This is a genomic window from Achromobacter sp. GD03932 (assembly GCF_029839485.1).
In the GTDB taxonomy this organism is placed as follows: domain Bacteria; phylum Pseudomonadota; class Gammaproteobacteria; order Burkholderiales; family Burkholderiaceae_B; genus Achromobacter; species Achromobacter bronchisepticus_A.
The window spans coordinates 32,631-59,401 of the sequence record NZ_JAOCAT010000013.1; the positions used below are offsets into that span (position 1 = coordinate 32,631).

General features: G+C 68.3%; 24 protein-coding genes. 15 read left to right on the top strand and 9 right to left on the bottom strand.

The window, feature by feature from the left end:
- Window positions 1-5 precede the first annotated feature (5 nt).
- Entirely contained in the window at window positions 6-1,115 is a 1,110-nt protein-coding gene (locus N5C88_RS13955; protein ID WP_280015514.1) for a DUF748 domain-containing protein, read from the top strand.
- Here N5C88_RS13955 and N5C88_RS13960 read toward each other — a convergent pair.
- The 5 genes from N5C88_RS13960 to N5C88_RS13980 form a co-directional block, all read right to left on the bottom strand.
- Window positions 1,105-2,136, bottom strand: a complete 1,032-nt coding sequence (locus tag N5C88_RS13960) for a lysylphosphatidylglycerol synthase domain-containing protein (RefSeq protein WP_280015515.1) — start codon at window positions 2,134-2,136, stop codon at window positions 1,105-1,107. The genes N5C88_RS13955 and N5C88_RS13960 overlap by 11 nt on opposite strands.
- Window positions 2,133-3,326, bottom strand: coding sequence for a cardiolipin synthase ClsB (gene clsB / locus N5C88_RS13965; RefSeq protein WP_118932421.1), 1,194 nt, complete (start codon window positions 3,324-3,326; stop codon window positions 2,133-2,135). The genes N5C88_RS13960 and clsB overlap by 4 nt, the downstream gene beginning before the upstream one ends.
- Window positions 3,323-4,090, bottom strand: coding sequence for an endonuclease/exonuclease/phosphatase family protein (locus tag N5C88_RS13970; protein ID WP_059376059.1), 768 nt, complete (start codon window positions 4,088-4,090; stop codon window positions 3,323-3,325). The genes clsB and N5C88_RS13970 overlap by 4 nt, the downstream gene beginning before the upstream one ends.
- A gap of 122 nt (window positions 4,091-4,212) precedes the next feature.
- A complete protein-coding gene (locus tag N5C88_RS13975; RefSeq protein ID WP_119449206.1) occupies window positions 4,213-4,926 on the bottom strand; it encodes an MgtC/SapB family protein in 714 nt (237 codons plus the stop codon).
- Between the two features lie 177 nt (window positions 4,927-5,103).
- Window positions 5,104-5,466 carry a hypothetical protein gene (locus N5C88_RS13980; protein WP_118932419.1) on the bottom strand — a complete coding sequence of 121 codons (363 nt, stop codon included), beginning with the start codon at window positions 5,464-5,466 and terminating at the stop codon, window positions 5,104-5,106.
- A gap of 737 nt (window positions 5,467-6,203) precedes the next feature.
- On the opposite strand from N5C88_RS13980, the gene N5C88_RS13985 reads away from it, so the two are divergent.
- The 13 genes from N5C88_RS13985 (at window position 6,204) to N5C88_RS14045 (ending at window position 22,905) form a co-directional block, all read left to right on the top strand.
- Entirely contained in the window at window positions 6,204-7,781 is a 1,578-nt protein-coding gene (locus N5C88_RS13985; RefSeq protein ID WP_059376066.1) for a TerC family protein, read from the top strand.
- 309 nt (window positions 7,782-8,090) lie between these two features.
- Window positions 8,091-8,858: a hypothetical protein gene (locus N5C88_RS13990; RefSeq protein ID WP_223283310.1), complete on the top strand. Its 768-nt coding sequence runs from the start codon at window positions 8,091-8,093 to the stop codon at window positions 8,856-8,858.
- 36 nt (window positions 8,859-8,894) lie between these two features.
- Window positions 8,895-9,860: a transporter gene (locus tag N5C88_RS13995; RefSeq protein WP_280015516.1), complete on the top strand. Its 966-nt coding sequence runs from the start codon at window positions 8,895-8,897 to the stop codon at window positions 9,858-9,860.
- 80 nt (window positions 9,861-9,940) lie between these two features.
- Window positions 9,941-11,104, top strand: a complete 1,164-nt coding sequence (locus tag N5C88_RS14000; protein ID WP_118933045.1) for a formylglycine-generating enzyme family protein — start codon at window positions 9,941-9,943, stop codon at window positions 11,102-11,104.
- A gap of 37 nt (window positions 11,105-11,141) precedes the next feature.
- Window positions 11,142-12,113 (top strand): MoxR family ATPase, encoded by a 972-nt coding sequence (locus tag N5C88_RS14005; RefSeq protein ID WP_280015584.1) that lies wholly within the window; start codon window positions 11,142-11,144, stop codon window positions 12,111-12,113.
- 7 nt (window positions 12,114-12,120) lie between these two features.
- Window positions 12,121-13,080, top strand: a complete 960-nt coding sequence (locus N5C88_RS14010) for a DUF58 domain-containing protein (protein ID WP_280015517.1) — start codon at window positions 12,121-12,123, stop codon at window positions 13,078-13,080.
- Window positions 13,077-13,577 carry a DUF4381 domain-containing protein gene (locus tag N5C88_RS14015; RefSeq protein WP_280015518.1) on the top strand — a complete coding sequence of 167 codons (501 nt, stop codon included), beginning with the start codon at window positions 13,077-13,079 and terminating at the stop codon, window positions 13,575-13,577. Before N5C88_RS14010 ends, N5C88_RS14015 begins: the two co-directional genes overlap by 4 nt.
- The gene (locus N5C88_RS14020) at window positions 13,564-14,586 is read left to right on the top strand and encodes a VWA domain-containing protein (RefSeq protein ID WP_280015519.1); all 1,023 of its coding nucleotides are present in this window, start codon (window positions 13,564-13,566) and stop codon (window positions 14,584-14,586) included. Before N5C88_RS14015 ends, N5C88_RS14020 begins: the two co-directional genes overlap by 14 nt.
- The gene (locus N5C88_RS14025; RefSeq protein ID WP_280015520.1) at window positions 14,571-16,166 is read left to right on the top strand and encodes a VWA domain-containing protein; all 1,596 of its coding nucleotides are present in this window, start codon (window positions 14,571-14,573) and stop codon (window positions 16,164-16,166) included. The genes N5C88_RS14020 and N5C88_RS14025 overlap by 16 nt, the downstream gene beginning before the upstream one ends.
- Entirely contained in the window at window positions 16,163-17,596 is a 1,434-nt protein-coding gene (locus N5C88_RS14030) for a hypothetical protein (RefSeq protein ID WP_280015521.1), read from the top strand. The genes N5C88_RS14025 and N5C88_RS14030 overlap by 4 nt, the downstream gene beginning before the upstream one ends.
- On the top strand, window positions 17,593-18,591 hold the full coding sequence (locus tag N5C88_RS14035) for an HAD family hydrolase (RefSeq protein WP_280015522.1): 999 nt from the start codon (window positions 17,593-17,595) through the stop codon (window positions 18,589-18,591). The genes N5C88_RS14030 and N5C88_RS14035 overlap by 4 nt, the downstream gene beginning before the upstream one ends.
- Before the next feature lie 46 nt (window positions 18,592-18,637).
- Window positions 18,638-20,275 (top strand): arylsulfatase, encoded by a 1,638-nt coding sequence (locus N5C88_RS14040; RefSeq protein ID WP_280015523.1) that lies wholly within the window; start codon window positions 18,638-18,640, stop codon window positions 20,273-20,275.
- 74 nt (window positions 20,276-20,349) lie between these two features.
- Window positions 20,350-22,905 (top strand): fused MFS/spermidine synthase, encoded by a 2,556-nt coding sequence (locus tag N5C88_RS14045; protein WP_280015585.1) that lies wholly within the window; start codon window positions 20,350-20,352, stop codon window positions 22,903-22,905.
- A gap of 44 nt (window positions 22,906-22,949) precedes the next feature.
- On the opposite strand, the gene N5C88_RS14050 is transcribed toward N5C88_RS14045, so the two are convergent.
- The 3 genes from N5C88_RS14050 to N5C88_RS14060 all read right to left on the bottom strand — a co-directional run bounded on the left by N5C88_RS14050 (window position 22,950) and on the right by N5C88_RS14060 (window position 24,693).
- Entirely contained in the window at window positions 22,950-23,390 is a 441-nt protein-coding gene (locus N5C88_RS14050) for a hypothetical protein (RefSeq protein WP_059376072.1), read from the bottom strand.
- Window positions 23,391-23,608: 218 nt separating this feature from the next.
- On the bottom strand, window positions 23,609-24,250 hold the full coding sequence (locus N5C88_RS14055) for an NAD(P)H-dependent oxidoreductase (protein WP_280015524.1): 642 nt from the start codon (window positions 24,248-24,250) through the stop codon (window positions 23,609-23,611).
- A complete protein-coding gene (locus N5C88_RS14060; RefSeq protein ID WP_280015586.1) occupies window positions 24,247-24,693 on the bottom strand; it encodes a GNAT family N-acetyltransferase in 447 nt (148 codons plus the stop codon). The genes N5C88_RS14055 and N5C88_RS14060 overlap by 4 nt, the downstream gene beginning before the upstream one ends.
- 93 nt (window positions 24,694-24,786) lie before the next feature.
- Between N5C88_RS14060 and N5C88_RS14065 the strand changes: the two genes are divergently transcribed.
- Window positions 24,787-26,217 carry a PLP-dependent aminotransferase family protein gene (locus tag N5C88_RS14065; RefSeq protein ID WP_280015525.1) on the top strand — a complete coding sequence of 477 codons (1,431 nt, stop codon included), beginning with the start codon at window positions 24,787-24,789 and terminating at the stop codon, window positions 26,215-26,217.
- Here the strand turns inward: N5C88_RS14065 and N5C88_RS14070 are convergent.
- Entirely contained in the window at window positions 26,214-26,693 is a 480-nt protein-coding gene (locus tag N5C88_RS14070; RefSeq protein WP_118933056.1) for a carboxymuconolactone decarboxylase family protein, read from the bottom strand. The genes N5C88_RS14065 and N5C88_RS14070 overlap by 4 nt on opposite strands.
- Window positions 26,694-26,771 lie beyond the last annotated feature (78 nt).

Genomic DNA, 26,771 nt, shown 5'->3' on the forward strand with positions numbered 1-26,771 from the left:
CCACGATGAACATCGACCCAACCGCGCCACGCCGCAAATCGCCATGGGGGAAAGCCTTGGCGGTCGTGACCCTGGTTGCGGCGGTGGGTGTCGTGCTGGCGTTCGCCGCCTTGCGCATCGCCGAGCAGCGCATCGCCAACATGCTGGGTCCGCGCGGCGAGGTGGGGCAGGTCGACATCGGCTATCGGCAGGTGATCCTCAAGGACGTGACGATATCCGGCGGCACGGGCCAGGCAGGAGCCCGCGCGCGGCACGTGATCCTGGAGCCGGACTGGTCTGCCTTCCTGCGCCATGAGACGGTCTTCAAGACCGTCATCATCGAAGGCTTCGACTTCACCGTGGTGCGCCGGGCCAATGGCGATATGGACATTGCGCCCGCGTTGCAGGCCTCGATGCGGGCGGGCGAAGGCGGCGACGGCCAGCCGCGCCGCAACACGCCTATCCGCATCGCGGAATTGATACTGCGCGACGGCCGGCTGGATTTCGAGGACGCCGCAGTCTCTCGGCCCGCGCATAGGATCCCGTTTTCGGGCGTCGAGGCGAGTCTGCGTCCGCTGACCATCCCCGGCGACGGCTCGCGCAGCGAGATGGAATTCTCCGGCAATGTCGAAGGCAACCGCAACGGGGCCGCCACGGTGCGCGCGCAGGGTTGGCTTGTGCTGGGCGGCACGGATGCCGACATCAAGGTGGCGGTGCGCAACATGGACATCCAGCATGCCGCGCCGTACCTGGCCGACAACGGCGCCACGTCCTTGGCCGCGGGCGCCATGGACCTGGACATGCGCACCGCCATCACCAAGCGACGGCTGCAGGCCACGGGCACCGTGGCCCTGCGAGGCTTGCGCTTCGGCGGCAACGGCGACCTGTTTTCACTGCCGCGCAAGGCGGTGCTGGCGGCGCTGAAGGACCAGAGCGGCACGCTGCGTTTCGATTTTTCCCTGGCAGGCGACCTCGACAATCCCAAGTTCTCCGTCGCGCGCGGCTTTACCGCCCAGGTGGCCCAGGGCTTCAGCCATGCGATCGGCGTGGGCGCCGAAGGTGCGGCCGAAGGCGTTACCGGCGCCGTGAAGGAACTGGGCAACGCCTTGTCGGACCTGCTCACGCCTAAGCCTTGAACGAGTGGCCGGCGTCGTTGCGGCGCCTGTCAGCCGCAGCCGGCCTGGGCTCAACTTCCGGTTGCGCGCGCCTGTGCCTCAGTTTCACCTCCAACGCGGCAAAGGCCGCCAGGGCCAGGAACAAGGGCGCGAACGCATAGAGCGCCCGGTAGGCCAGCGCCGCGCCCAGCACCTCGGCAGCAGGGATCCCGGGCGCGAGCGTGGCCACGAAGATGGCTTCCGTGGTGCCCAGTCCGCCCGGCACGCGGATGACCAGGGCCGCGAAGCTGGCGCAAAGCAGGATGCCAAGCACCGCAAAATAGCTGGCCTTGCCTTGCAGCAGCAGATAGATGATGGCCCCCATGATGGCCCACGACAGGGCCGCGACCACGCTTTGCGCCACCGCCATGCCGGCGCCGGGCAGCACCGCATGCTGTCCCATCCAGGTCCAGGTGCGCCGCTTCGCCCGTGCGCACACAGCCACGTAGCCTGCCGCCAGCAACAGCAGCGCGACGCCGAGTGCACGCAGCAGGTGTGACCCGATGGCCCAACCCTGCGGCACGGACACCGCGCCCGCCGCGAACAGCGCGCCCGCGATCCACGCGTAGCCTATCCAGTTCGACACTGCCGAAAACAGCGTGACGCGCGTCGCCACCGACTTGCGGCAGCCCAGCCGCGCGTACAGCCTGAGGCGCGCGCCCAGGCCGCCGAGCAGCACGCCCAGGTTCAGATTCAGGGCATAGCTCATCATGGCCACGCCCAACACCTTGGGCCAGGGCAGGGTATGCCGGGTGTAGCGCTTGCTCAGGAGATCCATGCCGCCGTAGGTCAGGTAGCCCGCCACGACCAGTGCGGCGGCAGCGGCTATGGTCTCCGGCGGTATCCTGCGCATGGCGATCCAGACCTGCGCCCAGTCTACCGAGCGGCCGAAGTAGTACAGCAGCGCCGCCACCAACGCCAACACGATCACCGGCAAGGCACGCTTGACCCGCGGCCAGCGGTGCCTCCACGCGCGCGTCAACGTGGAGCGGAACACTCTCATGCCGACTCCTGTTGCGCCTGGATAGGCAGCGACTTCAGGCGGGGCTTGTGCGCGGGCAGGCTGCCGGCCCAGGCGGGAAAGCGCCGCAGGAAATGGAATACCACCACGCCGATCCACAGCCGCCGCAAGCGCCGCCTGGACCCCTCGGGCAGCTCGATGCGCCGGCAATCCTGTTCGATGAGCCGGTCAAGGCTGCGGCGCAGCGCGGCGTTCAAACCGGCGTCGCGCGCCACCACGTTGGCTTCCAGATTGAGCGCCAGGCTGAGCGGGTCCAGATTGCTGGATCCGATGGTGCTCCAGTCTCGGTCCACGCAGGCAACCTTGCCGTGCAGCGGGCGCTTGCAGTACTCGTAGATCTCCACGCCCGCATCGATCAGGTAGTCATACAGCATGGACGCCGCCAGGCGGGCGACCAGCACATCGGGTTCGCCTTGCAGCAGCAGCCGCACGCGCACGCCGCGACGGGCGGCGTTGGCCAGGTCGTGCAGCAACTGATATCCGGGGAAGAAATAGGCGTTGGCGATCAGCACGTCCTCGCGCGCGGCGCGCACGCCGGCCCGGTAGTAGCGTTCGATGTCCGTCTGATGCTCGATGTTGTCGCGCACCACCAGGCGGCCGCCGCCGTCGCCTTCCGGCATGGGATCCATGCGCGCCGGCCGCCGCCGCTTGCGGGTCCACGCGTCCACCGCTAGCGCCTCGCGCGCGAAGTCCGCGACGTCCGCGGCCAGCGGGCCTTCCAGCCGCACCGCATAGTCCTGCTTGGCTTGCGGCCCGTAGTCGGGCAGATGGTCGGCGGAAAGATTGATACCCCCGACAAAGGCGACCCGGCGGTCGACCGCCACGATCTTGCGGTGCATGCGCCTGAACACATTGGTGCGCACGCCGAGCAAGCGCGGACGCGGATCGAATACATGCACACGGATGCCGCTTTCGGTCATGGCGCCGACGAAGGCGCCGTCCAGCTCGTCCGAGCCATAGCCGTCCACCGTCAGGTCCACGCTGACGCCGCGATGGGCGGCGGCGATCAGGGCGCGCTGGAACTCCTGCCCCACGGCGTCGTCGAACAGGATGAAGGTTTCCACCAGCACTTCGCCGCGCGCCGCGGCAATCGCATCGAGCACGGCCGGAAAATACCCGGTGCCATTCTCCAGCAGCGTGTAGCGGTTGTTCTCGCGCCAGCGCAGGTTCATAGCGCGATCTCCGCGCAGATCGGCACATGGTCGGACAGGCGCGACCAGATCCGCGAGGCCAGCGGCACCGGCTGCCAGTCCCGGACGTTGCGCACGTAGATGCGGTCCAGCCGCAACAAGGGCCAGCGCGCGGGAAACGTGCGGGCGGGGCGGCCCAGGCGCGACGTGTAGACCTCGCGCGTGCCGCAATCCCGCATCAGCGAGTCGGCGCGCAGGCGCCAGTCGTTGAAGTCGCCTGCGATCAGCAGCGGTTCGCTGGCGGGCACGCCTTGCGCCACCAGTTCGCACAGGCGGCGCAACTGCTTGCCCCGGTGGCCTTCCAGCAGGCCCAGGTGCACGCATATCGCATGCACCGGCGTATCCAGCGAGGGCACCCGCAGCACGCAGTGCAGGAGTCCGCGGCCCTCATGCCCATGCACGGTGACGTCATGGTTTTCGTGGCGTTCGATGGGATATCTCGACAGGAGCGCATTGCCATGGTGTCCCGCCGGGTAGACCGCGTTGCGGCCGTAGGCGAAATCGGTCCACAGCGAGTCCGCCAGGAATTCGTACTGGGACAGGGCAGGCCAGGCCTGATGCCGTTCGGCGTGCCCCTGGTGTTCTCCCAGCACTTCCTGCAGGAACACGATGTCGGGACTCGCCATCCGCAAGGCTTCGCGCAGTTCGTGCAGCATGAAGCGGCGGTTGAAGCTGGTGAAACCCTTGTGCGTGTTCACGGTCAGCACGGTCAGCGTGGTGGCATCGATGTAGCGGGAGGAGGGCATGGACGCTCCGGATGGGTCGATCCGGACAGCGGAGCAATCCGCGTTCCCAAAACGTAAAGAGGCGTAACTGCCGGGGCGGCGCTGGGATCCGGCCTCGGCGGCGTTGCGCCAGGCGGGCGGCGCTACACGGTGCGGGCGGCCCAGAAGGCAGTGCGCACGGCGGGCGAGGCCGCGATGCTGGCGGTCACGCGGTCCAGGTCCAGCTCGTCGACCGAGGCCTCGCTCAACGCCGCCTCGATTTCGACTTCGTTCTCGCCGAACTGGTCGATCTTCAGTTCGGACAGGGGCAGCTGTTCGGTTTCGAGCACGTCTTCCAGCACCGTCATGGCCGCCTGCCGCTGCTCCACGTTCGCGATTACATGTATCACGGTCGTGACTTCGGTGGTCTGCGAGTCGACCGGCTGGCGGTTGACGTAGCTGACCACCGGACGCAGCAAGGTGTTCGCCGCCAGCACGAAGGCGGTGGCGGCAACCGCTTCCAGGATCAACGATGCGCCCGCGCAGGCGCCGATGGCGGCGGAGCCCCACAACGTGGCGGCGGTGTTCAGGCCGCGGATGCTGCCGCCTTCGCGCATGATGGCGCCGGCGCCCAGGAAGCCCACGCCCGAGACCACGTAGGAAATGACGCGCGAGCCGCCATCGGCGCCGCCCACGCGGAACGCCAGGTCCACGAAGATGGCGGCGCCCACCGCCACCAGCACATTGGTGCGCAGGCCGGCCGTGCGTTGGCGGAACTGGCGCTCAAAGCCGACCACCGAGCCCAGCACGAACGCGGTCAGCAGGCTGACCAGGGTATTGGCCAGCGTGATGAATTGGATGTTTTCGAAGTTCTTCATCTTCTTCTCTCTTCTTCAGCATGTTATGGATGGGCGCGGGCGGACTCAGGGCAGGCGCCAGACCGACGCCAGGACCAGCAGCAGTCCGGCCAGCCAGATCAGCGCCAGCAGGACGACGCGCGCAATCATCAGGGTTTTGTACGGATCTTTCATGACAGCCTCCTGGCCGCGTTGGCGTCAGGCGGGCAGCACGGCAATGGCCGCGCCGGACTCGCATTCCCAGTGCACCCGGCGCACGTCCGGGCTCTGGCCCAGCCGCAAGGCCACCGCGCCCAACAGATTGCGCAGATGCGGCGGGCAATGCAGCGTGACGACGGTGGATGCGAGCTGGTCCGATTCGGCGCGCGAAATCCGCACCGCCAGCACGCGCAAGTCCAGGTCGCGCAGTTCGTAGTAGAGCTGCTTGCGCAGCGCGTTGAGCGTGTCGCCCAGGCTCACGATGGTGAATTGGTAGGTGGTAGGGGCCGTCTTGGACGCGGCCGCCATGGGCGCGGCCGCGCCGCTCCGGTCCAGGAAGGGCAGGAATTGCTTGATACGCATGATCGTCTCCTTAGCGGGGAGTACGGTGGCAGGTCCACATGCATGCGCCGCCAGGCCGGTGCGCAGGCGCGCGCAACAAGGCGCAACGCATCGCGTCGGCAAGCAGTAGGGGAGAGGGCTGGCGGTCCCGTGTCGGGTACCGAAGAGCCGGGTCCTGGCTGTCAGACAGGACCGGCGCGGACTATTTCCGCGGATCCTGCGTCAAGCGGCGCTTGCAGTCGTGTTCCGACTACATCCGTCGTTGTCCACATTGATCTCTGGTGAGTTGAAGGTGCCCGCAGTATATCGCCGACCTAGGGTAAACACCAGTAAAAATGCCGCGAAAGAAGGGCGTCCGCGGCATGGCCTGCCTGGGCTTCGTCGGATGCGGGAGAGACCGGATTCATGTAGTATTCAGTTTCCCGTAAGAAAGAGAGCAAGGCGGGCGCTCTATCCGTTTGCTGCCCCGGCAGCCTGAGCCGTCCGCCATCTATGACTGAAGACCCACCCCCTAGCAGGGCGCCGCAAGCAAGCCGGCGCCCGATGCCCCATCTTCCCGCCACGGCCCGGGCGCGCAGCCCGCAAGCCGACTCCATGTTCGCCGCCGCGGCCACGCCGCGCCTGGGCGGTCGCGCTCCGCCGGCCGTCCTTGGGGCCGTTCGCGCCCGCACTGAGCCTCATGCCCGCATCCGCGGCGCATTCCCCTTGATCCTGGCCGGCGCCGCATGGCGCCCGGTCCCGATTTGCATGGAACCTCGATGATTTTCGATTGGATGTCCGACCCCACCGCCTGGCTGGGCCTGGCGACCCTGGTCGTGCTTGAAATTGTGCTGGGTATCGACAACCTGGTGTTCATCGCCATCCTGGCCGACAAGCTGCCGCCCGAGCAGCGCAACCGCGCGCGCCTGATCGGCCTGACGCTGGCGATGGTGATGCGCCTGGGCCTGTTGGCGAGCATCGCGTGGGTGGTCACGCTGACCGAACCCATGTTCACGCTGCTGGGAGCGGAGATCTCCGGACGCGACCTGATCCTGATCCTGGGCGGCCTGTTCCTGCTCTTCAAGGGCACCATGGAGCTGCATGAGCGCGTGGAAGGCAGCGCCGGCCACGAGCAGGGCCAGAAGCCGCAGCATGCCGTGTTCTGGCAGGTGATCCTGCAGATCGTGGTGCTGGATGCGGTGTTCTCGCTGGACTCGGTGATTACCGCCGTGGGCATGGTGCAGGACCTCAGCATCATGATGATCGCGGTGATCGTGGCCATGGCCGTGATGATGCTGGCCAGCCGCCCGCTGATGGCTTTCGTGGGCCGCCACCCGACGGTGGTGATCCTGTGCCTGGGCCTGCTGCTGATGATCGGCTTCAGCCTGGTGGCGGAAGGCCTGGGCTTCCACGTGCCCAAGGGTTATCTGTACGCCGCGATCGGCTTCTCGATCCTGATCGAGCTGTTCAATCAGCTGGCGCGCCGCAACCGCGTCAAAGGCACGCACGCCCTGGGCCGCCGCCAGCGCACCGCGCAGGCCGTGCTGCGCCTGCTGCGCGCCGGCCGTGCGGGACAGGCCGCCGGCCAGGCCGACGAGGTGGCCGCGCTGGTCGACGGCGCGGACGGCGAACCGGCCTTTGCGCCCGAGGAAAGCACCATGATCGAACGCGTGCTGTCGATCGGCGGGCGGGACGTGCGTTCCATCATGGTGGCGCGCGGCGACATGGTCTGGCTGGACGTGGCCGATACGCCGGAGATCATCGTGCGCAAGTTCGGCAGCGGCCACTCGCGCCTGCCGCTTTGCGCGGGCGATCCGTCCAATGTGTTGGGCGTGCTGCACTTCAAGGACGTATTGCCGCTGTTGCAGAACCCTGGCCCGATCGATCTGGTGGAGCTGGCGCGCGAACCGCGCTATGTGATGGAAACCATGCCGGTGCTCAAGGTGCTGGATGAGCTGCGCGGTTCGCGCGAGCACATGCTGATCGTGGTCGACGAGCACGGCGTGTGCGAAGGCCTGATCACGCCCATGGACGTGCTGACCGCCGTCGCGGGCGACCTGCCCGAGCATCAGGAAGACCAGCCCGAAGCCTTGCAGCTGGCGGACGGAACCTGGCTGCTGGAAGGCCGCCTGGCAGTTGCGGAAGCCGCGCGCCTGCTGGACGCGCCGGACCTGGCCGAGGAGTACCCGGATGCCACGCTGGCGGGCTGCCTGCTGCGCGCCGGCGGCCGGATCCCCGAAGCCGGGGACGCGATCGAGTGGCGCGATTGGCGCTTCGAGGTCACCCGCCGCGACGGCCTGCGCATCGATCAGGTGCGCGCCAGCCTGATGCGGCAGGAGGCGCCGCAGGCCGGCTGATGTTGCAAGGCCGGCGCCAGCGCCACGACGGGGATGCCTGAGGGCATCCCCGTTTTTTTGTCTGCGCAATAACCTTTCTTCATCCTGAACGCAATGGGTTACGGCCTATGGCGAGTATTGGTGAAAGTAAAACTCTGTGCGAAGATTGCGACAGATTTCACGACTTTGGATCTCGGCACGGCTTGCCGAGATCAGCATTTCCGCACGGCGCGTCTTTGCATTTTGTTATCTCTCTCCGGGGTACATCGCATGGGCAGTACGCAGTCTGCATTCAAGGAAATAGGTGGAAGAGGAATCGCGGCGTGGCTGATGATGGCTGCGCCGCTGTGCTTTGCGCAGCTTGCGCACGCCCAGTCCCAGTCGGCGGATGACGCCAACAAAAGCAACAACCCGCTGAACCTGGCGGCGTCGTTGAATTTCCAGAATTACTACACGCCGAAGTTGTTCGGCAGCAACGCTCACACCAACGACTTCCTGATCAGGCCGACCATTCCTGTCGCGCCCGGCGAGTTGGTCGGCGTGCCGCAGATATTCCGCATCACGGCCCCCGTCAGTACGCGCCCGCAGGCCGACGGCAGCTACAAGACTGGCCTGGGCGACATCAATGTGTTCGACATTTTCCTGTTGCAGCAGGGCGCGGTGGATCTGGGCGTGGGACCGATGCTGACCATGCCCAGCGCGACCGGCAGCGAGCTGGGCGCGGGCAAATGGTCCGCCGGACTGGCCGGCGTGGCGGTGCACTCCAGCAAGGAAGGGCTGCTGGGCGCGCTGGTGCAATGGCAGCATTCATTCGCCGGCCAGGCCGCGCGCGACACCGTGCATACCGCCACCTTCCAGCCGTTCTTGATACGCAACCTGCCGCAAGGCTGGTACCTGAGGTCCACCGCAACCTGGACCTTCGATCTGCAGAAGAACGACTACTACATTCCCTTGGGGCTGGGCGCGGGCAAGGCCTGGCGTGTCGGGAAGAACATCTTCAACGCGTTCGCGGAGCCGCAATGGACGGTTGCGCACAAGGGAGAGGGCCTGCCCCAGTTCACGTTGTTCGCCGGTTTGAACATCACCTTCGGGAATTGATCCCGTCAGCGTTTTCCGATCTTGCGGAGTGTAGGCATGCAGAGCGCGATTGCGGCAGTTGCTGGGTGCTTGGCGGTGCTGGCCGGACTGGTCCTGCCGTCGTCCGCCTGGGCCACCGAAGGGGCGCTGGGACGCCAGATCACCGGCACCAACGTGCAGCCCAATGCCGGCATCGTTTCTCCCGAGCCCATCTGGGCCGTCAACCTGTCGCAGATCTACCTGGACGGCAGCGTGGGCGGCAGCCGCGAAGTGCCGGTAGGGGGCCGCACTTCGCTGGGCCTGGACGCGAAAGTCGCGTTCACCCTGGCCACCGTGCTCAAGACCTGGGACACCGGCCCCGGCCGCTGGAACTTCGCTTCCAGCTTCACCTTGCCCTATGTCTGGAACAAGGTGAATTCCACGGTCACGGGGCCGGGCGGGCGCAACGTGGAGCAGAGCGACACTGCCTCGAACCTGTTCGACCTGTATTTCTCGCCCATCATCGCGGGCTATCACTTTTCCGAAACCTCCCATATGGCGCTCAGCCTGAACATCTGGGCGCCCACCGGCAAGTACAACGCCAACGACATGGCCAACCCCAGCCTGAACAACTGGACCTTCATTCCCCAGGTGGCCTACACCAAGATATTTCCGGAATCCGGCTTTCAACTGGACACCGTGGCCGGCGTCCAGTTCTACACCCGCAACAACGCCACGGACTATCGCAACGCGCCGCTGTTCAGCATGGACGTGATGGGCCGCAAGATCTTCAGCAACGGGGTGAGCGCGGGCCTGATCCTGGGCACCATCCAGCAACTGGGCAGCGATTCGGGGCCGACCGCCGACCGACTCAACGGCTTCAAGGGGCGCGACTGGGCGCTGGGCCCGATCGTGACCTATGACACGAAGCTGGCGGACAAACGCTCCCTGTCCCTGAGCCTGCGCTGGGTACCCACGATCAGCAGCACGAAGCGTCTGGACAGCAACGACACGGTCATGGCGACCGCGACGCTGGTGTTCTGAACGTCAGCACGATTTCAAGGGGCTGCCAGCCCCGGGCGCGGCACGGCCGCACCTGAACCATCAGCTTTCGGGTGATAGCAATGGCAAACCAGACAAAGGGAAAGACACGCTACGCCAGCGCATTGCTGCTGGCCGGCGTGGTGCTGGGCGCGGGCGCCAGCACGGCCTACGTGGTCATGGGCAAGAACGGGCCGCCCGAAGCGGTGAAGGTGGTGCTGGGCGACGGCAAGAGCGGCCCGGCGGGCATGGCCTGGGTGCCGGGACGCGAGTTCCTGATGGGCAGCAGCCACAAACTGGCCCAGCCCAATGAAATGCCGGCGCACAAGGTATCCGTCAGCGGCTTCTGGATGGACGTGAACGACGTGACCAACGCGCAGTTCCGCCGTTTCGTCGAGGCCACCGGCTACGTCACGACGGCCGAGCAAAAGCCTCGATGGGACGACTTGAAGGTGCAGCTGCCGCCCGGCACGCCGCGTCCGGACGACAGCCTGCTGGTGCCCGGCGCCATGGTGTTCGTCGGCACCGAGAGCGAGGTGTCCCTGCGCGACTATTCGCGCTGGTGGCGCTATGTGCCCGGCGCGAACTGGCGTCATCCGCAAGGCCCGGGCAGTTCCATCGCCGGCAAGGACGACCACCCCGTGGTGCAGGTGTCGTACCAGGACGCCACGGCCTATGCCAAATGGGCAGGCAAGCGCCTGCCGACGGAATCCGAATGGGAAATGGCCGCGCGCGGCGGGCTGGAACAGGCGACCTATGCCTGGGGCGAGGAGTTGCTGCCTCAGGGTAAGCCCATGGCCAATATCTGGGACACGCAGCAACAGCAGCCGTTTCCTGTGGTGAAGGACGAAAAGGTGCAGGTCGGCACCATGCCGGTGGGCAGCTTCTCGCCCAATGGCTATGGGCTGTACGACATGGCCGGCAACGTCTGGCAATGGACCGCCGACTGGTACCGCGCCGACGCCTTCAAGATCCAGGCGCAGTACCGCCAGCCGCCCGCGGATCCCGCGGGGCCGGCCGACAGCTACGACCCCGACGACGGCATCGTTCCGCCCGCCGCGCCCAAACGCGTGACGCGAGGCGGCTCGTTCCTGTGCAGCGACACCTATTGCATCAGCTACCGCACCAGCGCCCGGCGCGGCACGGACCCCATGAACGGCATGTCGCACCTGGGTTTCCGCACCGTCATGACGCCCGAACAATGGAAACTGGCCCAGACCGCCAGGAACGGCGTCGCCAGCCGCTAGCCGGCAAACCATCGATCACGCAGGAGAGGGTATGCCGATGAGTAACCGCGACAGCATTCTGGAACTGGAACGCGCCATCGCGCGCGCCGTGCTGGGGCAGGGCGCCGTCATCCGCGAAGTGCTGCTGGGCCTGCTGGCCGATGGCCACCTGCTGCTGGAAAGTCTGCCGGGGCTGGCCAAGACCCGCACCGTCAAGACGCTGGCCCAGCATCTGGCCGCGGCCATGAGCCGCATCCAGTTCACGCCCGACCTGCTGCCTTCGGACATCACCGGCGCAGAGGTGCTGCAACAGGACGCGCAGGGCGCCAGCCGCATCCAGTTCCAGCAGGGGCCGCTGTTCGGCAACCTGATCCTGGCAGACGAGATCAACCGCGCGCCCGCCAAGGTCCAGGCCGCGCTGCTGGAAGCCATGGAGGAACGCCAGATCACCGTGGCCGGCACGACCCACCGCATGCCGCAGCTGTTCATGGTGCTGGCGACCCAGAACCCGATCGAGCAGGAGGGCACCTATCCCTTGCCCGAAGCGCAGATGGACCGCTTCATCATGAAGATCGTGCTGGACTATCCCGACCCCGCCAGCGAAAGGCAGATGCTGGCCATGCTGCGCGGCGAATCGCGCCAGGACGCGGAACCCGCCGCCGCGCCGCTCAGCCAGGAAGACCTGTTCGCGTGCCGCGCCGAGGTCGACCGGGTGCACGTGTCCGAGGCGCTGGACCAGTACCTGGTGGACCTGGTCAACGCCACCCGCAGCCCGGCCGGGCATGACGCCGACCTGGCGCGCTGGATCCAGGTCGGCGCCAGCCCGCGCGGCGCGATCGCGCTGGACAAGGTGGCGCGCGCCCACGCCTGGCTGGCGGGGCAGGACTATGCCTCGCCCGATGATGTGCGCAGCGTGGCCCGACCGGTGCTGCGGCATCGCCTGCACCTGTCCTATGACGCGGTCGCCGACGGCGTGTCGGCGGACCAGGTGATAGGCAGGCTGCTCGACACGGTCGCCGTGCCGGTCTGAGTGCGCCATGCCGTCCGCCGCTCCTTCCCCGGAAGTCCAGGTCCGCATCACGGACCTGATGGCGCTGCAACCCGCCGCGCGCGGCCTGGGGTTCTTCAGCCGCCAGCCGGTGCGCAGCATCCTGGCCGGCCAGCATGGCTCGCGCCTGCGCGGGCGCGGCCTGGACTTCGAGGAGTTGCGCCGTTACCTGCCCGGCGACGATCTGCGCCAGCTGGACTGGCGCGCCTCGCAGCGGCTGGGCAAGCCCTATGTGCGCACCTACAGCGAGGAACGCGACCGGCCGGCGCTGGTGGTGGTGGACCAGCGCATGGGCATGTATTTCGGCTCGGTGCGCAGCTTCAAGTCGGTGGTGGCCGCGCGCGTCGCGGCGCTGTCCGCCTGGATGGCCTATCTGGCGGGAGACCGCGTGGGCGGCTTGGTGTTCAGCGATGCGGGCATCGACAGCGTGCGCCCGCTGCGCAGCCGCGAACGCATCCAGGCGCTGTTCGCGGCCATTGCGCGGCGCAGCCAGTCCATGGGCGCGGACCAGCCCGACGTGGACGCATCCGGACGGCTGAACGAAGCGCTGCAAGGGGCGCTGGCGCACGCGCCGCATGATTGCCTGGTCTGCCTGATCAGCGACTTTGCCGGCGCCGACAGCGCTACCTTGCGCCTGCTGCGCACGCTGGCCGCGCACAATGACGTGGTCGCAACGCTGGTGTACGACCCGCTGGCGTTGCGCATTCCCTTGAGCGGCCGGCTGGTGGTGACGCAGGGCGAGCTGCAGGTCGAGGTCGCGGCGGATCGCAAGCAGGTGCGCGAGCCGTTGTCGGCGTTCTTTTCCGGGCGCCTGCAGGACGTGGCCGACTTGCTGCGCCGCAGCCGCGTGCCGCTGCTGTCCATCGACACGGCGGACGACACCGTGGCGCAGTTGCGCCGCGAACTCGGCCGCGAGGCCAGTGTTGCGCAAACCCGGGGCCGGGCATGAACGCCGACGCCGCCCCGTCCATCGAACAGCTGCGGCAGCTGCCGCTGCCCGAGCCAGTCAGCTACTGGCCGCAGACCTGGGGCTGGCTGGTCCTGCTGGCAGTGGCGCTGGCGCTGGCCGCATGGGCCGCGTGGCGGATGGCGCGCCGCCACCGGCGCAATGGCTACCGCCGCGCGGGCCTGCGCATGCTGGAAGCGCTGCGGCGCGAAACGCAGGCGGATCCGCTGGCCGCGCGGGCCTTGCCGGACCTGCTCAAACGCGTCGGCCTGTCGTCGGTGGCGGCCGCCGACCGCAACCGGGTGGGCGCGCTGCAAGGCGCGGAGTGGGTCGCTTTCATGGATGGCGGCGCAGCCGTGTTTCCGCCCGACGCCGCCGTACTGCTGAGGGCGCTTGCCTATGCGCCACCCGAAGCCTTGCGGGCCATCGACCCCGCGCGCGTGCGGACCTTGTTCGCCGCCAGCCGGCAATGGATGGAGCGTCATCATGTGGCGGCTTGAATATCCCTGGCTGCTGGCGCTGCTGCCGCTGGGCTGGCTGGCATACCGCTATCTGCCGCCTTATGTGCAGCGGCGCAGCGCCGTACGGATTCCGTTCTTTGAATCGGTGGCGCGCAGCACCGGCCAGACGCCGCGGCGCCCCGGGGTGCGCGGCGACCGCTGGCAGCTGGCCTTGAACGCGCTGGTATGGCTGCTGCTGGTCCTGGCGCTGGCGCGGCCCGAACGAGTCGAGCCGCCGCTGGAGCACCGCCAGCCGGTGCGCGACCTGCTGTTGGCCATCGATATCTCGCAATCGATGGAGACCGAGGACTTCGTCGCGCCGGACGGCCGCCGCGAGGACCGCTTGAGCGGCGTCAAGGCAGTGGTGGCCGACTTCATCGACCGCCGCAAGGACGACCGGCTTGGACTGATCGTGTTCGGCACCGCGGCCTATCCGCAGGCGCCGCTGACCCAGGACCACGCCACGCTCAAGCTGCTGCTGGGGCAGGTAAGCACGCGCATGGCTGGTCCCAATACCGCCATCGGCGACGCCATCGGCGTGGCGATCAAGCAGTTCGAGCATGCCGGCGAACACGATCAGGTCCTGATCCTGCTGACCGACGGCAACGACACCGGCAGCGCCGTGCCGCCGGACCGCGCCGCGGCCATGGCGGCCGCGCGCCACATCGTCGTGCATACGGTGGGCATAGGCGATCCGCAGGCGCAGGGCGAGGAGAAGGTCGATTTCGACGCCTTGCGCGCGATCGCCGCCAAGACCGGCGGCCGCTTTTTCCCGGCGCAGGACCAGGCCTCGCTGCGGCAGGTCTACGCCGAACTGGACCGTATCACGCCGCATGAAGTGCGCGAATTGCGCCACCAGCCCAAACAGGATTTCTTCTGGGTGCCGCTGGGCCTGGCGCTGTTGCTGCTGGCTGGCTGGCACCTGGGCGCCGCGCTGCGCGGTTGGCGTCATGGCGCCGGGGCGCAGGGCAAGAGCGGCGTGGAGGAGGGCGGATGGAAATCGACCTGAGCGCCTTCCATTTCCTGCGCCCCTGGTGGCTGCTGGCGGTCGTGGCCGCGGCCTTGCTGCTCTGGCGGCGGCGCGGCGAGGACGGCCGGCTCGGCTGGCGCAGCAACATTGCGCCGGCGCTGCTGCCACACCTGACCGTGCGCACGCAAGGCAGCCGCGGACCGCGGCCGGTGCAATTACTGGCCGCCTTGCTGGCGCTGGGCGGCCTCGCCGCCGCGGGACCGACGTGGCAACAGGACCGCCCGGCCTTCCTGGACAATCTGGCGCCCCTGATCGCGGCGGTCGACCTGTCGCCTTCGATGGATGCAGCGGATCTGCCGCCCAGCCGGCTGGAGGCTGCCAAACGCAAGCTGCGCGATCTGCTGAAGCGGCGCGCAGGCGCCAAGACCGGCCTGATCGCCTACGCCGGCTCGGCGCATCTGGTGCTGCCGCCGACCGACGATCCCGCCTTGCCCGACATGTTCGTGCAGGCCCTGTCCACCGGGCTCATCGCCGCGCCCGGCAAGGACGCGGCGGGCGCGATCGCGCTGGCCGCCAGCCTGCTGCAATCGGGCGAGGCGGGCGGCACTCTGCTGTTGGTGACGGACGGCGCGGACACCCGCCAACTGGCCGAGGTCGAGCGCCTGGCGCGAGCCAATTCCTTCCAGGTCCTGGTGTGGGCGGCGGGCACGCGCGATGGCGGCGTGGTGCGCGACGCCCGCGGCCGGCCGCGCATCGACGCGCAAGGCCGGCCCTTGCTGGGCAGCTTCGACGAGGATGCGTTGAAACAGCTGGCGCAAGCCGCCCGCGCGCCCCTGGGCAGCCTGACCCTGAACGACGACGACCTGGACTGGGTAACACTGCATGCCGAGCGGCATTTCCAGGAGGTGCAGGACGCGGACAAGCCGCTGCACTGGAAGGACGCGGGCTATTGGCTGTGCTGGCCGCTGGCGCTGCTGGCATTGCTGGCGCTGCGGCGCGGCTGGAACATCAACTGGACGGCCTGCCTGCTGCTCGCCGTCACGGCCGCGCTGCATGCGCCGCGCGCGGAAGCAGGCGCGCTGGCCGACGCCTTTTTCACGCCCGACCAGCAGGGCCGCTGGGCCTACGATCACAAGCGCTATGCCGAGGCCGCGGCCTTGTACGCCGATCCTTACTGGAAAGGCCGAGCCGCCTACGACGCGGGCGACTACCAGGCGGCGCTGGCCGCATTCGCCAAACTGGACACGCCCGAAGGCGACTTCTATCTGGGCAATACCCAGGTCCGCCTGCGCAGCTACGAAGCGGCGCTCGCGGCATACGATCAGGCGCTGCGCCTGCGGCCGGATTTCCCCGAAGCGCGCGCAAACCGCGAGCTGGTCGCCAGATTGATCGCCGCCGCCGAAAGCGAGCAACAGGACGACGATTCGGAGAAGCCGGACGAGACCCGCGTGGACAGCGACAAGGGCGCGGGCAAGATGATGCGCACGGAAACGCCGCAAGCCGCGTCCGACGAGGTCTGGCTGCGCAACCTGAGCCTGTCGCCGGCCGGCTTCCTGAAGCAGAAATTCGCCATCGAAGACGCACGCAAGGCCGCGCCGGCGCAGGGGAAACAGCCATGATCCGCCGCCATGCCGCGCTGCTGCGTTGCCTGGGCCTGCTGCTGTTGCTGCACCTGGGGCTGTGCGCAGGCGTGGCGCGCGCCCAGCAGGCGGAAGCCGGGCCGCAGCTGCACGCCGAGGCGCGCATGGCGACTCCCGGCGACCTGACGGCCGGCGCCACCGCCATCCTGCAGGTGGACGTGCTGACTTCGACCTGGTTCACCCAGCCCCCGCAGATGCCGGCCCTGGACATTCCGGGCGCGCTGGTGTCGGGGCCGTCGGGACAGGCCACCATCATCCGAGCCACCATTGGCGGCGTCGCCTACAACGGACTGCGCTACGCCTATCTGGTCAGTCCCGAGGCGGCGGGCGCCTTGCGCGTGCCGGCCATCCAGGTCAGCGCGCAGGTGGGGCAGGCGACGGCGCCCCTCGTTGCGCAGACGCGCCCGCTCGAGGTGCGCGCCGCCGGACCGCCGGGCGGGGTAGCCGGTGGAGTTGCGGGCCGCCTCCTGGCGGCAAACTCGGTCCAGGCGAGCCAGCAGATCCGCTATTCGGCCGAGCCGCCCGCCGTGGGCGACCACGTCAGCCGCGTCATCACCGTGCAGGCCCAGGGCGCGCAGGCCATGCTGATCCCGCCTGCCGCCGCAGCCGCAGTTCCGGGTCTGAAGCTGTACCCGTCCGAGCCCCAGCTGACGCAGATCTCCGACAGCCGCGGCGGCTTCCTCGGCGGACAGCGCGTCGACCGCCTGGACTATGTGATCGAACGCGGCGGCGCCTACGAACTGCCGGCGGTCGAGATCCGCTGGTGGAACATCGCGGCCAACAAGGAAGAGCGCGTGACGCTGCCGGCGCAACGCTTCGAAGCGCAGGCGGGCGCCGCCTACCAGGCGCCATTCTCGGTCGAACAGGACCTGCGCGACATGGGCCGGCAAGTGCAGGTGCGGATCCCGGGAGGATGGCTGGCGTTGGCCGCGGGCGTGGCGCTGGCGGCGCTGGCCTGCTGGCTGGGCGCGCCCTGGCTGCGGCGGACGCTGGCCCGCATGCGGGCCGGACTGCGGGCGCGGCGCGAACAATGGCGCGCGTCCGAACCCTATGCGGCAATGACCCTACGCCGCCTGCTGGCGCAGCCCCAGCCGCGCATGGACGCGCTGTACGCATGGCTGCGCTGCGCATGCGGCGCGGCCACGCTGGCACAGGGGACGGCCAGTCTGGAACCGGCGCTGCGCCGAGCGGGCGACGACGCCCTGCGGGCCTGCTATGGCCGCGAACCGGACGCGGCGCGGGGCTGGCAAGGCTTGCGCGAGATGTTCCCGCGCTGGCGTCGGAGCTTGCGCACCGCGGCGCGGCCTGCCGGCACGGCCGACCTGCCTGCGCTGAACCCCCGTCCGCCCGCGTCGTCGCGCGGACTGGCGGACACGCCGCCCGGCGAACTTCCCGGAGATCTCCCATGACGACGCCTTTGCTTGCCCGCCGCTGGTTCGCGCTGCTGCTCCTGTTGTTGCTGGCCGGCCTGGCGCGCGCGCAGACGCCGCTGCCGTCCTGGAACGAGGGGCCTTCGCGCCAGGCCATTCTTGGGTTCGTGCAAGCCGTCACCGCGGAAGGCAGCCGGGACTACGTGGCGCCGGCCGACCGCATCGCGGTGTTCGACAACGATGGCACGCTGTGGAGCGAACAGCCCCTGTACTTCCAGCTGATTTTCGCGTTGGACCAGGTCAAGGCCATGGCGCCCCAGCATCCCGAATGGGCGGCCGAGCAACCCTACAAGGCCGCGATCGAGGGCGACCGCCAGGCGCTGGCCGCCTCGGGCACGGAAGGGCTGCTGAAGATCGTGGGCGCCACCCACGCCAACATGACGACGCAGGCCTTCGGCGCGGAGGTCCGGCAATGGATCAAGACCGCCCGCCATCCGCGCTTCAAGCAGCCCTACACCAGCATGATCTATGCGCCGATGCTGGAGCTGCTGGACTATCTGCGCGGCAACGGCTTCAAGACCTACATCGTCTCGGGCGGCGAAGTGGAATTCATGCGGGCCTGGGCGCAGGACGTCTACGGCATTCCGCCCGAACAGGTGATAGGCACCACCTTCGTCACCGAGTTCCAGATGCAGGACGGCAAGCCCGTGCTGATGCGCACGCCCAAGCTTGACTTCAACGACGACGGCCCGGGCAAGCCCGTGGCCATCAACAAGTTCATCGGCCGCCAGCCCATTTTCGCCTTCGGCAATTCGGACGGCGACCTGCAGATGCTGCAATGGACGGCGGCCGGCAGCGGCAAGCGTTTCATGGGCCTGGTGCATCACACCGATGCCCGGCGCGAGTGGGCTTATGACCGGGACTCCAGGATCGGCAGGCTGGACCGTGCGCTGGATGAAGCGCAGCAACAGGGTTGGGTAATCGTGGACATGGCAAAGGAGTGGAGAAGGGTATACGCATTTGAAACACAGTGATTCGTTTACGTGACTGGGAACCGCCCGCAAGGGTCAGGAGAAAGCGATGAACGCAAGAAAACTGTTGAGCGCGGCGCTCTTCGCCGCAACAGGCCTCATGGCACTGGCAAGCGCGCAGGCGCAAACCCAGGCGCCCGCGGCCAATCAGGGCCAGGCGGCGGCTTCAGGCAAAAAGCCGAACATCCTGGTGATCTTCGGCGATGACATCGGGCAGGCGAACATCAGCGCATACACGCATGGCGTGGTCGGATACACCACGCCGAATATCGACCGGATCGCCAAGGAAGGCATCCTGTTCACGGACTACTACGCCGAGAACAGCTGCACGGCAGGTCGCTCGTCCTTCATCACGGGACAGTCGCCGCTGCGCACAGGGCTGTCCAAGGTCGGCATGCCCGGTGCGACCGTGGGGCTGCAGAAGGGCGACATCACGCTCGCCGAGGCCTTGAAGTCGCAGGGCTACACCACGGCCCAATTCGGCAAGAACCACCTGGGCGACCGGGACGAGTACCTGCCCACGCGCCACGGTTTTGACGAGTTCTTCGGCAATCTCTACCACCTGAACGCCGAGGAGGAGCCCGAGCGCCCGTATTGGCCCAAGGACCCCAACGATCCCTACGTCAAGAACTTCTCGCCGCGCGGCGTGATCAAGGCCACCGCCGACGGCAAGGTGCAGGACACGGGCGCCTTGACCACCAAGCGGATGGAGACCATCGACGACGAGACCGTGGGCGCGGCGATCGACTACATCGACAAGCACGGCAAGGAAGACAAGCCGTTCTTCGTGTGGATGAACACCACGCGCATGCACATCTATACGCATATCCGGCCCGAACACAAGGGCAAGAGCGGCATGCCCGGCAATGATTACGCCGACGGCATGTGGGAGCATGACCAGGACGTGGGCAAGCTGTTGAAGAAGCTCGACGACATGGGCATCGCCGACAACACCATCGTCGTCTACACCACCGACAACGGCCCCAATGCCTTCACCTGGCCGGACGCCGCCACCACGCCATTCCGCAGCGAGAAGGACTCCAACTGGGAAGGTGCGTTCCGCGTGCCCGCCATGGTGCGTTGGCCGGGCAAGATCCCCGCCGGGGAAATCAAGCGCGGCATCGTATCCGGCATGGACTGGTTCCCGACCCTGATGGCGGCCACGGGCGACACCACCATCAAGGAACGGCTGCTGGATGGCTGGGCGCCGCAGGCCGGCGGCACCAAGTTCAAGGTGCATCTGGACGGCTACGACCAGCTGGGCTATCTGACCGGCAAGCAGGACAAGAGTGCGCGCGACGAGTTCTTCTACTTCAATGACGACGGCGTACTGGTCGGGGCGAGGTTTGGCGACTGGAAGGCGGTGTTCTGCGAGCAGCGGGCTCCCGGCAATCTCAACATCTGGCAGGACCCATTCGTCTGCCTGCGCTTGCCGAAGATCTTCAACCTGCGCATGGACCCGTACGAGCGCGCCGACATTACGTCGGACCAGTACAACGATTGGCTGGCCAAGAACGCCTATCTGACCGCCATCGCCACAATGAAGGCCACCGCGTTCCTGGATACGTTCCTCAAGTATCCGCCGAGCCAGCGTCCCGCTACGTTCAGCGTGGATCAAGTTCAGGAGAAGGTCAACAAGGCCATGGAAGAACACTTCCAGCAGCTTGACAAGCAAAAGGCAAAGTAACTGCGCCCGGCGCAAGCCGGGACAGTACCGGGCGGCGCCTGTCGCGCCGCCCGGCAACGCGAAGGAGCAGCATGATGGGCATGGGGGCAAGCGAGGCGGCGATGCAGGGACATGATGTGGACGACAAGGCGGCGCAAGGGCCCGCCCTGACGGCGGTCCGGCCGGCCGCGCTGCTGTTCCTGTCCGGAACGGCGGCCCTGGTGTTCCAGGTGCTGTGGATCAAGCAGTTGTCGCTGGTGGTAGGCGTGGAGGTCAGCGCCATCGCGGGCGCGGTCAGCGCATTCTTCCTGGGCCTGGCGCTGGGCGGCTGGCTATTGGGCCGCAAGGCGGACCATCTGCGGCGCCCGGTACGCTTCTACGCCAAGCTGGAAGCAGCCGTGGCGCTGTCCTGCGTCGCGGTGACGTGGCTGCTGGCGCGCAGCGCCGCCGCCTTCGTCGCGGTCGAGGCCCATAGCAGCCTGGCGGCCTGGCTGGCGGTGGGGCTGCTGCTGGCCATCCCCGCCTTCTTGATGGGCGGCACCTTGCCGGTGCTGCTGCGCGCCGTAAGCCGGCAGCAGGGCGCGGACGTAAGCCGCTCCGGCGGCGCGATGTACGCCGCGAATACCTGCGGCGCCATCCTGGGCGCCTTGCTGCCCGCATTCTTCCTGATTCCGCGCTTCGGCGTGCAGGGCGCGGCGCTGGCCGCGGCCTCGCTGAACCTGCTGGCGGCGCTGGGCGCCTGGATGCTGGACCGCAGGGCGGGCGACAGCGCGGCTCCCGCCGTCAGTCCGCAGTCCGCTGCGACGCCCTTGTCGGGCGACGCGCGCCTGGCCGTGGCGCTGTATGCAGTGGCTGGCGCGGTCGCGCTGGGCTACGAAGTGATCTGGTCGCAGATGATCGTGCCGTTCATGAGCACGCGCGCCTTCGCCTTCGCCATCGTGCTGGCCACCTATCTGGCCGGGCTGGCCATCGGCGCCGCGCTTTATGCGCGCTGGGCCCATCGCGTGCGCAATCCCTGGCCGGTGTTCGGTTTCCTGATCGCTGGCGCAGGCCTGCTCGCGGTGCTGGAGGTGGCCATGCTGGGCAAATGGCTGATCGTGGCCCAGACACAGGCGGAAGCGGCGGTCTACCAATGGACGGGCAGCGGCTTCGCGGGCATGTGCGCGCGCTTCGCCGTGGCGGCGGCCAGCCTGGTGCTGGCGCCCACGCTGCTGCTGGGCGCGGCGTTTCCCGCGGTGCTGCGCATCGCGGTGGGCGATCGGCAGGTGGGGCGGGAAGCCGGCGCCGTACTCGCCGGCAACACGCTGGGCGGCATCGCGGGCACCTTGTTGACGGGATTCCTGCTGTTGCCCGCCCTGGGGCTGGTGCGCACGCTGAGCGTGCTGGCGGCCATCGCGGCGGCGGTGGGCGCCGTGGCGGCCTGGCGCGGAAGGTCGGATGGCCGCGCCGCCACCGGCTGGGCCACCGGCATCGCGGGCCTCGCCACGCTGGCGGTGGTCGCCATGCTGCCGGCAGACCAGTTTGCGCGGCTACTGCCCGGGGCGAGCGGCGCGGGCCTGGTGTTCTACGAGGAAAGCCATGGCGGCACGGTGGCCGTGGTCGAGCGCGCCGGCAACGGCAATCGCTTCCACCGGCTCTACATCCAGGGCGTATCGAACTCGGGCGACGCCATGCCTTCGCTGCGATACATGCGGCTGCAGGCGCTGCTGCCCTTGATCGTGCATGCGGGCGAACCCAGGTCCGCGCTGGTGGTGGGCTATGGCACCGGCATCACGGCCGGCGCCTTGTCGCAGTACCGCGGGCTGGAAAAGCGCGCGGTCGCCGAGCTGCTGCCGGCCGTGCTGCGCGCCGCGCCGCAGTTCCAGGGCACGTTCCAGGCCGCCACCGATCCGGGCCTGGACAAACGGCTGCGCGACGGACGCCGCGAGCTGCAGGCCAGCGCCGAGCGCTGGGACCTGATCACGCTGGAGCCGCCGCCACCTTCCGCCGCAGGCGTGGTGAATCTGTATTCCCGCGACTTCTACCAACTGGCCGCAAGCCGGCTCGCGCCGCAAGGCATCGTGGCGCAATGGCTGCCGCTGCCCACGCAGAACGAGGACGACACCCGCGCGCTCATCGCCAGCTTCATCCAGGTCTTTCCGCATGCCCAGCTCTGGACCAGCGAACTGCATGAAATGCTGCTGTTGGGCTCGATGCAGCCGCTGACGCTGGACGCGGCCCGCATCCAGGCGCGCTACGCCCAGCCCGATACCGCCGCCGCGTTGCGGGCAGTGGGCGTACCATCGGCCGCGGCCTTGTTGTCCACCTGGGTCACAGACCGGGACGGCCTGGCGCGCTTTGCCGGCGATACCCCGGCCGTGACCGACGACCGCCCCGGCATCGAATACGCGACCTGGGTCCGGCCGCGCGAAGTGGCGCGCGTCCTGCCCGCGCTGCTGGCCTTGCGCAGCGAACCGCCGCTGGTCGGCGCGTCCGACGCGCTGCGCGCCGACATGCAGCTGGAGCGGGCGCGGCTGGACACGTTCTACCGGGCTTCGCTGGCGGCCTATGTGGGGGATCGTGAAACCTGGGGCAGGGAAATGAACAAGCTGGCGCGCGACGACGGCGACAACGCCTACTACCGCTGGTTCATGCCCAGCGCCAGGCAGTAGGGTGTGGCTGTGCGAGTCTTGACGGCGGGCGCTGACTGCGGGTCTCAACTACATATGCGCCGCCATGGCGCGACCCCGTGGGGCGAGCAGTAGCCCGCGCAGGGCGTCGCCATCGACATGCCGCTCTGGCAGCGCAGGTCCGGCGCCCGTTCGCCATAAGGCACCATGCCCTGGCAATCGCATTGCGCCAGTCCGGCGCCGGAAGGCAGCTTCCGAGGCGGCTCCGGCGCGGCGGCGCGTTCGGCCTTGGCCTTGGGCGTTGGTGCGGGCGGCGGCGCGTCGTCGGCGGCATCGGCGCGCTCGATCACGCCCCGGACCTTGGCCGCCGGCATGCTGCAGGCCTTGGCGATGGCATTGACCGTGCGGCCGTCGTTGGCCATGGACAGGATCTTCTTGTCAGCGCAGGCCGCCTCGGCGCGCGGCGCGGCGAGGACCCACAGCGCGAGCGCGGCGGCCAGGAAAATGCCGGGACTGGTCAGTGTCATTGCACGCCTCCTGCACCCATGCCCGAATGAGGATGTACGGCGTAGTCTGGTCAGGCGAGAGGGTTCTGGCCAAGAGCGTAGTGCCGGCTATTTGGGGGTGTCAACGCAGCCCGATTGCCTAATACTTCTTGCGGACGCGGGCCGGGCGCCGGCGCTATTCCTAAGCATGAGGCGGCTTGGTGCGCGCGCCATGATGCGCGGGCACCAGCCCGGCGCGATCAAGCTGCCGCGAACTCCGGATGCAATCCTGCCGCGAACGGATGCGCGACGACCTCCGATTGCGCCTGCGCGCGGGCCGCCTGCAGCGCATCCGCGCCGCGTGCGGTGCCTTGCACCGAGAAGAAGGTCACGTTTTTCAGGCCCATCGTACCCAGCACGTGCTGCAGATACGGCGTAAGGAAGTCCGGCTGGCTCTGTCCGTCGCAGCCGAAGTCGCCGCCCGAGGAGATCGCCACGTATACCGGGCGGTCCTCCAGGCTGCCTTCCTTGCCGCGGGCCGTGATCTGGAAGGTGCTGCGCACCCGCACCACATGGTCGATCCAGGTTTTCAACGATGCCGGCACGGTGAAGTTGTGCATCGGGGTCGCGATGACGACATGGGTCGCGGCCTGCAGGGACTGGATCAGTTCGGATGAGCGGCCCAGCGCGCCGCGATTCTCGCGTCCGTCCGTGGGGTCCTGGCGCGCGCTCAGCGCGGCCGCATAGTCGGAGTCGACCAAGGGCAGGGCAGTCGCGTCCACATCGACCACGGCCGCCGCGCCCGGGGCGGCGGCGGTGAGCTGGTCGACGATGGCTTGCGACAGGCGATAGCTTTCGGAGGCGCGGCCGCGCGGGCTGCAGATGATGCGCAGGATATTCATGACGCGGAAGTTTCCAGGGATTTGCTGAATCGGATGGCGCTGGTCAAGAGACCGGCGCGGAAGTAGAAGCGCTGGGCCAGGGCATTGCCCAGGCCGGTGTCGAGCACCAGGCGGGCGCAGCCGTTGTCGCGCGCGGCGGCGTCCAGGGCTTGCAGCAGCCGGGCGCCCCAGCGTTCGCCGCGGCGGCCGTTGGCCACCACCAGGTCGTCCACATACAGAAAGCGGCCGTAGATCAGGTTTTCCTGCAGGCGGTAGCCGGCCAGCGCGACGGCTTGGCCCCGGTCCATGGCGGCCAGCAGCCGGTAGCCATCGGCGCGCATGCGGCTCACGCGCGCGACGAAATCGGCGTCTTCCTTCAGATGAGGCCTGAGTTCGCGCATGAGCGGCAGGCAGGCCCGCAGATCCTGCGGGCTTTCGATGTGTTGCATGGTGGCTTCGGTCATGGAGGCACGGTCGGTGTCAGGGTTCATGTGCAGTCATGTTAGGAGCCGCATGCCATAATTAGAAGGGCCATAAATTGAATTCTGGACTATGCCATGATCAGCCCGCAGCCACAGGACCCGCCGGCGCCGCCGGACGGCGCCGAGCCCCTGTACCGCCAAGTCTATGAGCGCTTTCGCGGCGCCATCGCGCAGGGCACGCTCAAGCCGGGCGACCGCATTCCGTCGGCGCGGGCGCTGGCCAAGGAGATGGGCGTGGCGCGCGGCACGGTGGAGGTCGCGTATTCGCTGCTGGCATCGGAAGGCTATATCCAGGCGCGCGGCCAGGCCGGCACGGTGGTGGCGCCCGACCTGCAGCCCCAGCACGCGCCGCCGCCCGCCGTGGCCATTCCGCCCGAGACGCCCGGCGACGGCCCGGGCTGGCGCGAGCCTTCGGGCTTGCGGCCGTTTCAGATGGGCCTGCCGGCGCTGGATGAATTTCCCCGCAAGCTCTGGGCCCGCCTGGGCGCGAGGCAGTTGCGCGGCCTGCAGGCCGCGGACCTGGCCTATCCGCCCCATGGCGGCCTGCCGGCCCTGCGCGGCGCGACCGCCGCCTATCTGCAGGTCGCGCGCGGCATCCATTGCCAACCCTCGCAGGTGTTCATCACGGCCGGCTACAACAGCACGATGGCGCTGATCCTGCAGACGCTGTTCGAAGCCGGCGACCAGGTCTGGATGGAAGATCCAGGCTATCCCCCGACCCGCGCGCTGCTGGAGCAGGCGCGCTTGAAACCCGTACCCGTGCCGGTGGACCAGGACGGCATCATGGTCGGCGCCGGCATCGAGCGGGCGGGACGGGCGCGCGGCGCGGTGGTGACGCCTGCCCATCAAAGCCCCTTGAGCATGTCCTTGTCATTGCCGCGCCGGCAGGCGCTGCTGGACTGGGCCGAGCGTTGCGAAGCCTGGATCGTGGAAGACGATTACGACGGCGAATACCGCTACGTCGGCCGCCCGCTGCCTGCCCTGAAGAGCCTGGATACGCAGGGGCGGGTGCTGTACGCGGGCACCTTCAGCAAGGTGCTGTTTCCCGGCCTGCGGCTGGCCTATCTGGTGGTGCCCGAGGCGCAGGCCGCGCGCTTCGCGCTATCGGCGCGCCTGCAGGCGGGCGCCGCGCCGGGCCTGACCCAGGCGATATTGAGCGCCTTCATGGCCGAAGGCCATTTCGCCCGCCACATCCAGCGCATGCGCAAGCTGTACGCGGAACGGCGCGCGGCGGCGGTGGCGGGCCTGCATGATGCGCTGGGGCAGCGCCTGCGGATCGAACCGCAGCCCGGCGGCATGCATCTGGTGGCGCGTCTGGAACCCGGCCAGAGCGACGTGGCGTTGGCCGGGCGGATGGAAGAGCAGGGCATGTATGCGGGCGCGCTGTCGCGCTGGTGCGCCGCGCCGCAGACGCAATCCGCGCTGCTGCTCAGCTTCACCAATATCGCCACGCAGGCGCAGGCCCGCGAACTGGGCCTGCGCATATTGCAGCTGATGCAGCCTTAGTTCAGCCCGGACTTGTCCAGGCCGTAGGCCGCATCGGCCGAACCCGGCACGGTGCGGAACGCCACGTTCAGCCGGTTCCAGCCGTTGATCCCGACCACCAGCAGGGTGAGGTCCGAGATTTCCTTCTCAGAAAGCTGCGCGCGCGCCTCGTCATAGACCGCATCCGATACGCCCTGCGCCGACAGGGTGGTGACCGCCTCGGTCCAGGCCAGCGCCGCGCGCTCGCGCGGCGAGAACAGCGTGGACTCGCGCCAGATGGCGATGTGATGCAGGCGCAGCTCGCGCTCGCCGGCGATGCGGGCCTGCTTGACGTGCATGTCCAGGCAGAAGCCGCAGCCATTGATCTGCGAGGCGCGGATATCCACCAGTTCGCCGACCTCTTGCACGATGGGGGTCTTCTTCAGCGACATGCTGAATTCCAGGTACTTCCTGGACTGTTCCTCGGACACCTGGAAATAATTCAAACGCTGGCTCATGTTCCTACCTTTTCGATGCGTGTTGCCGAGCAGAATCTCGTGCTGACAGGATGCCGCGGCTTGGCCCAGGAAGGTAGT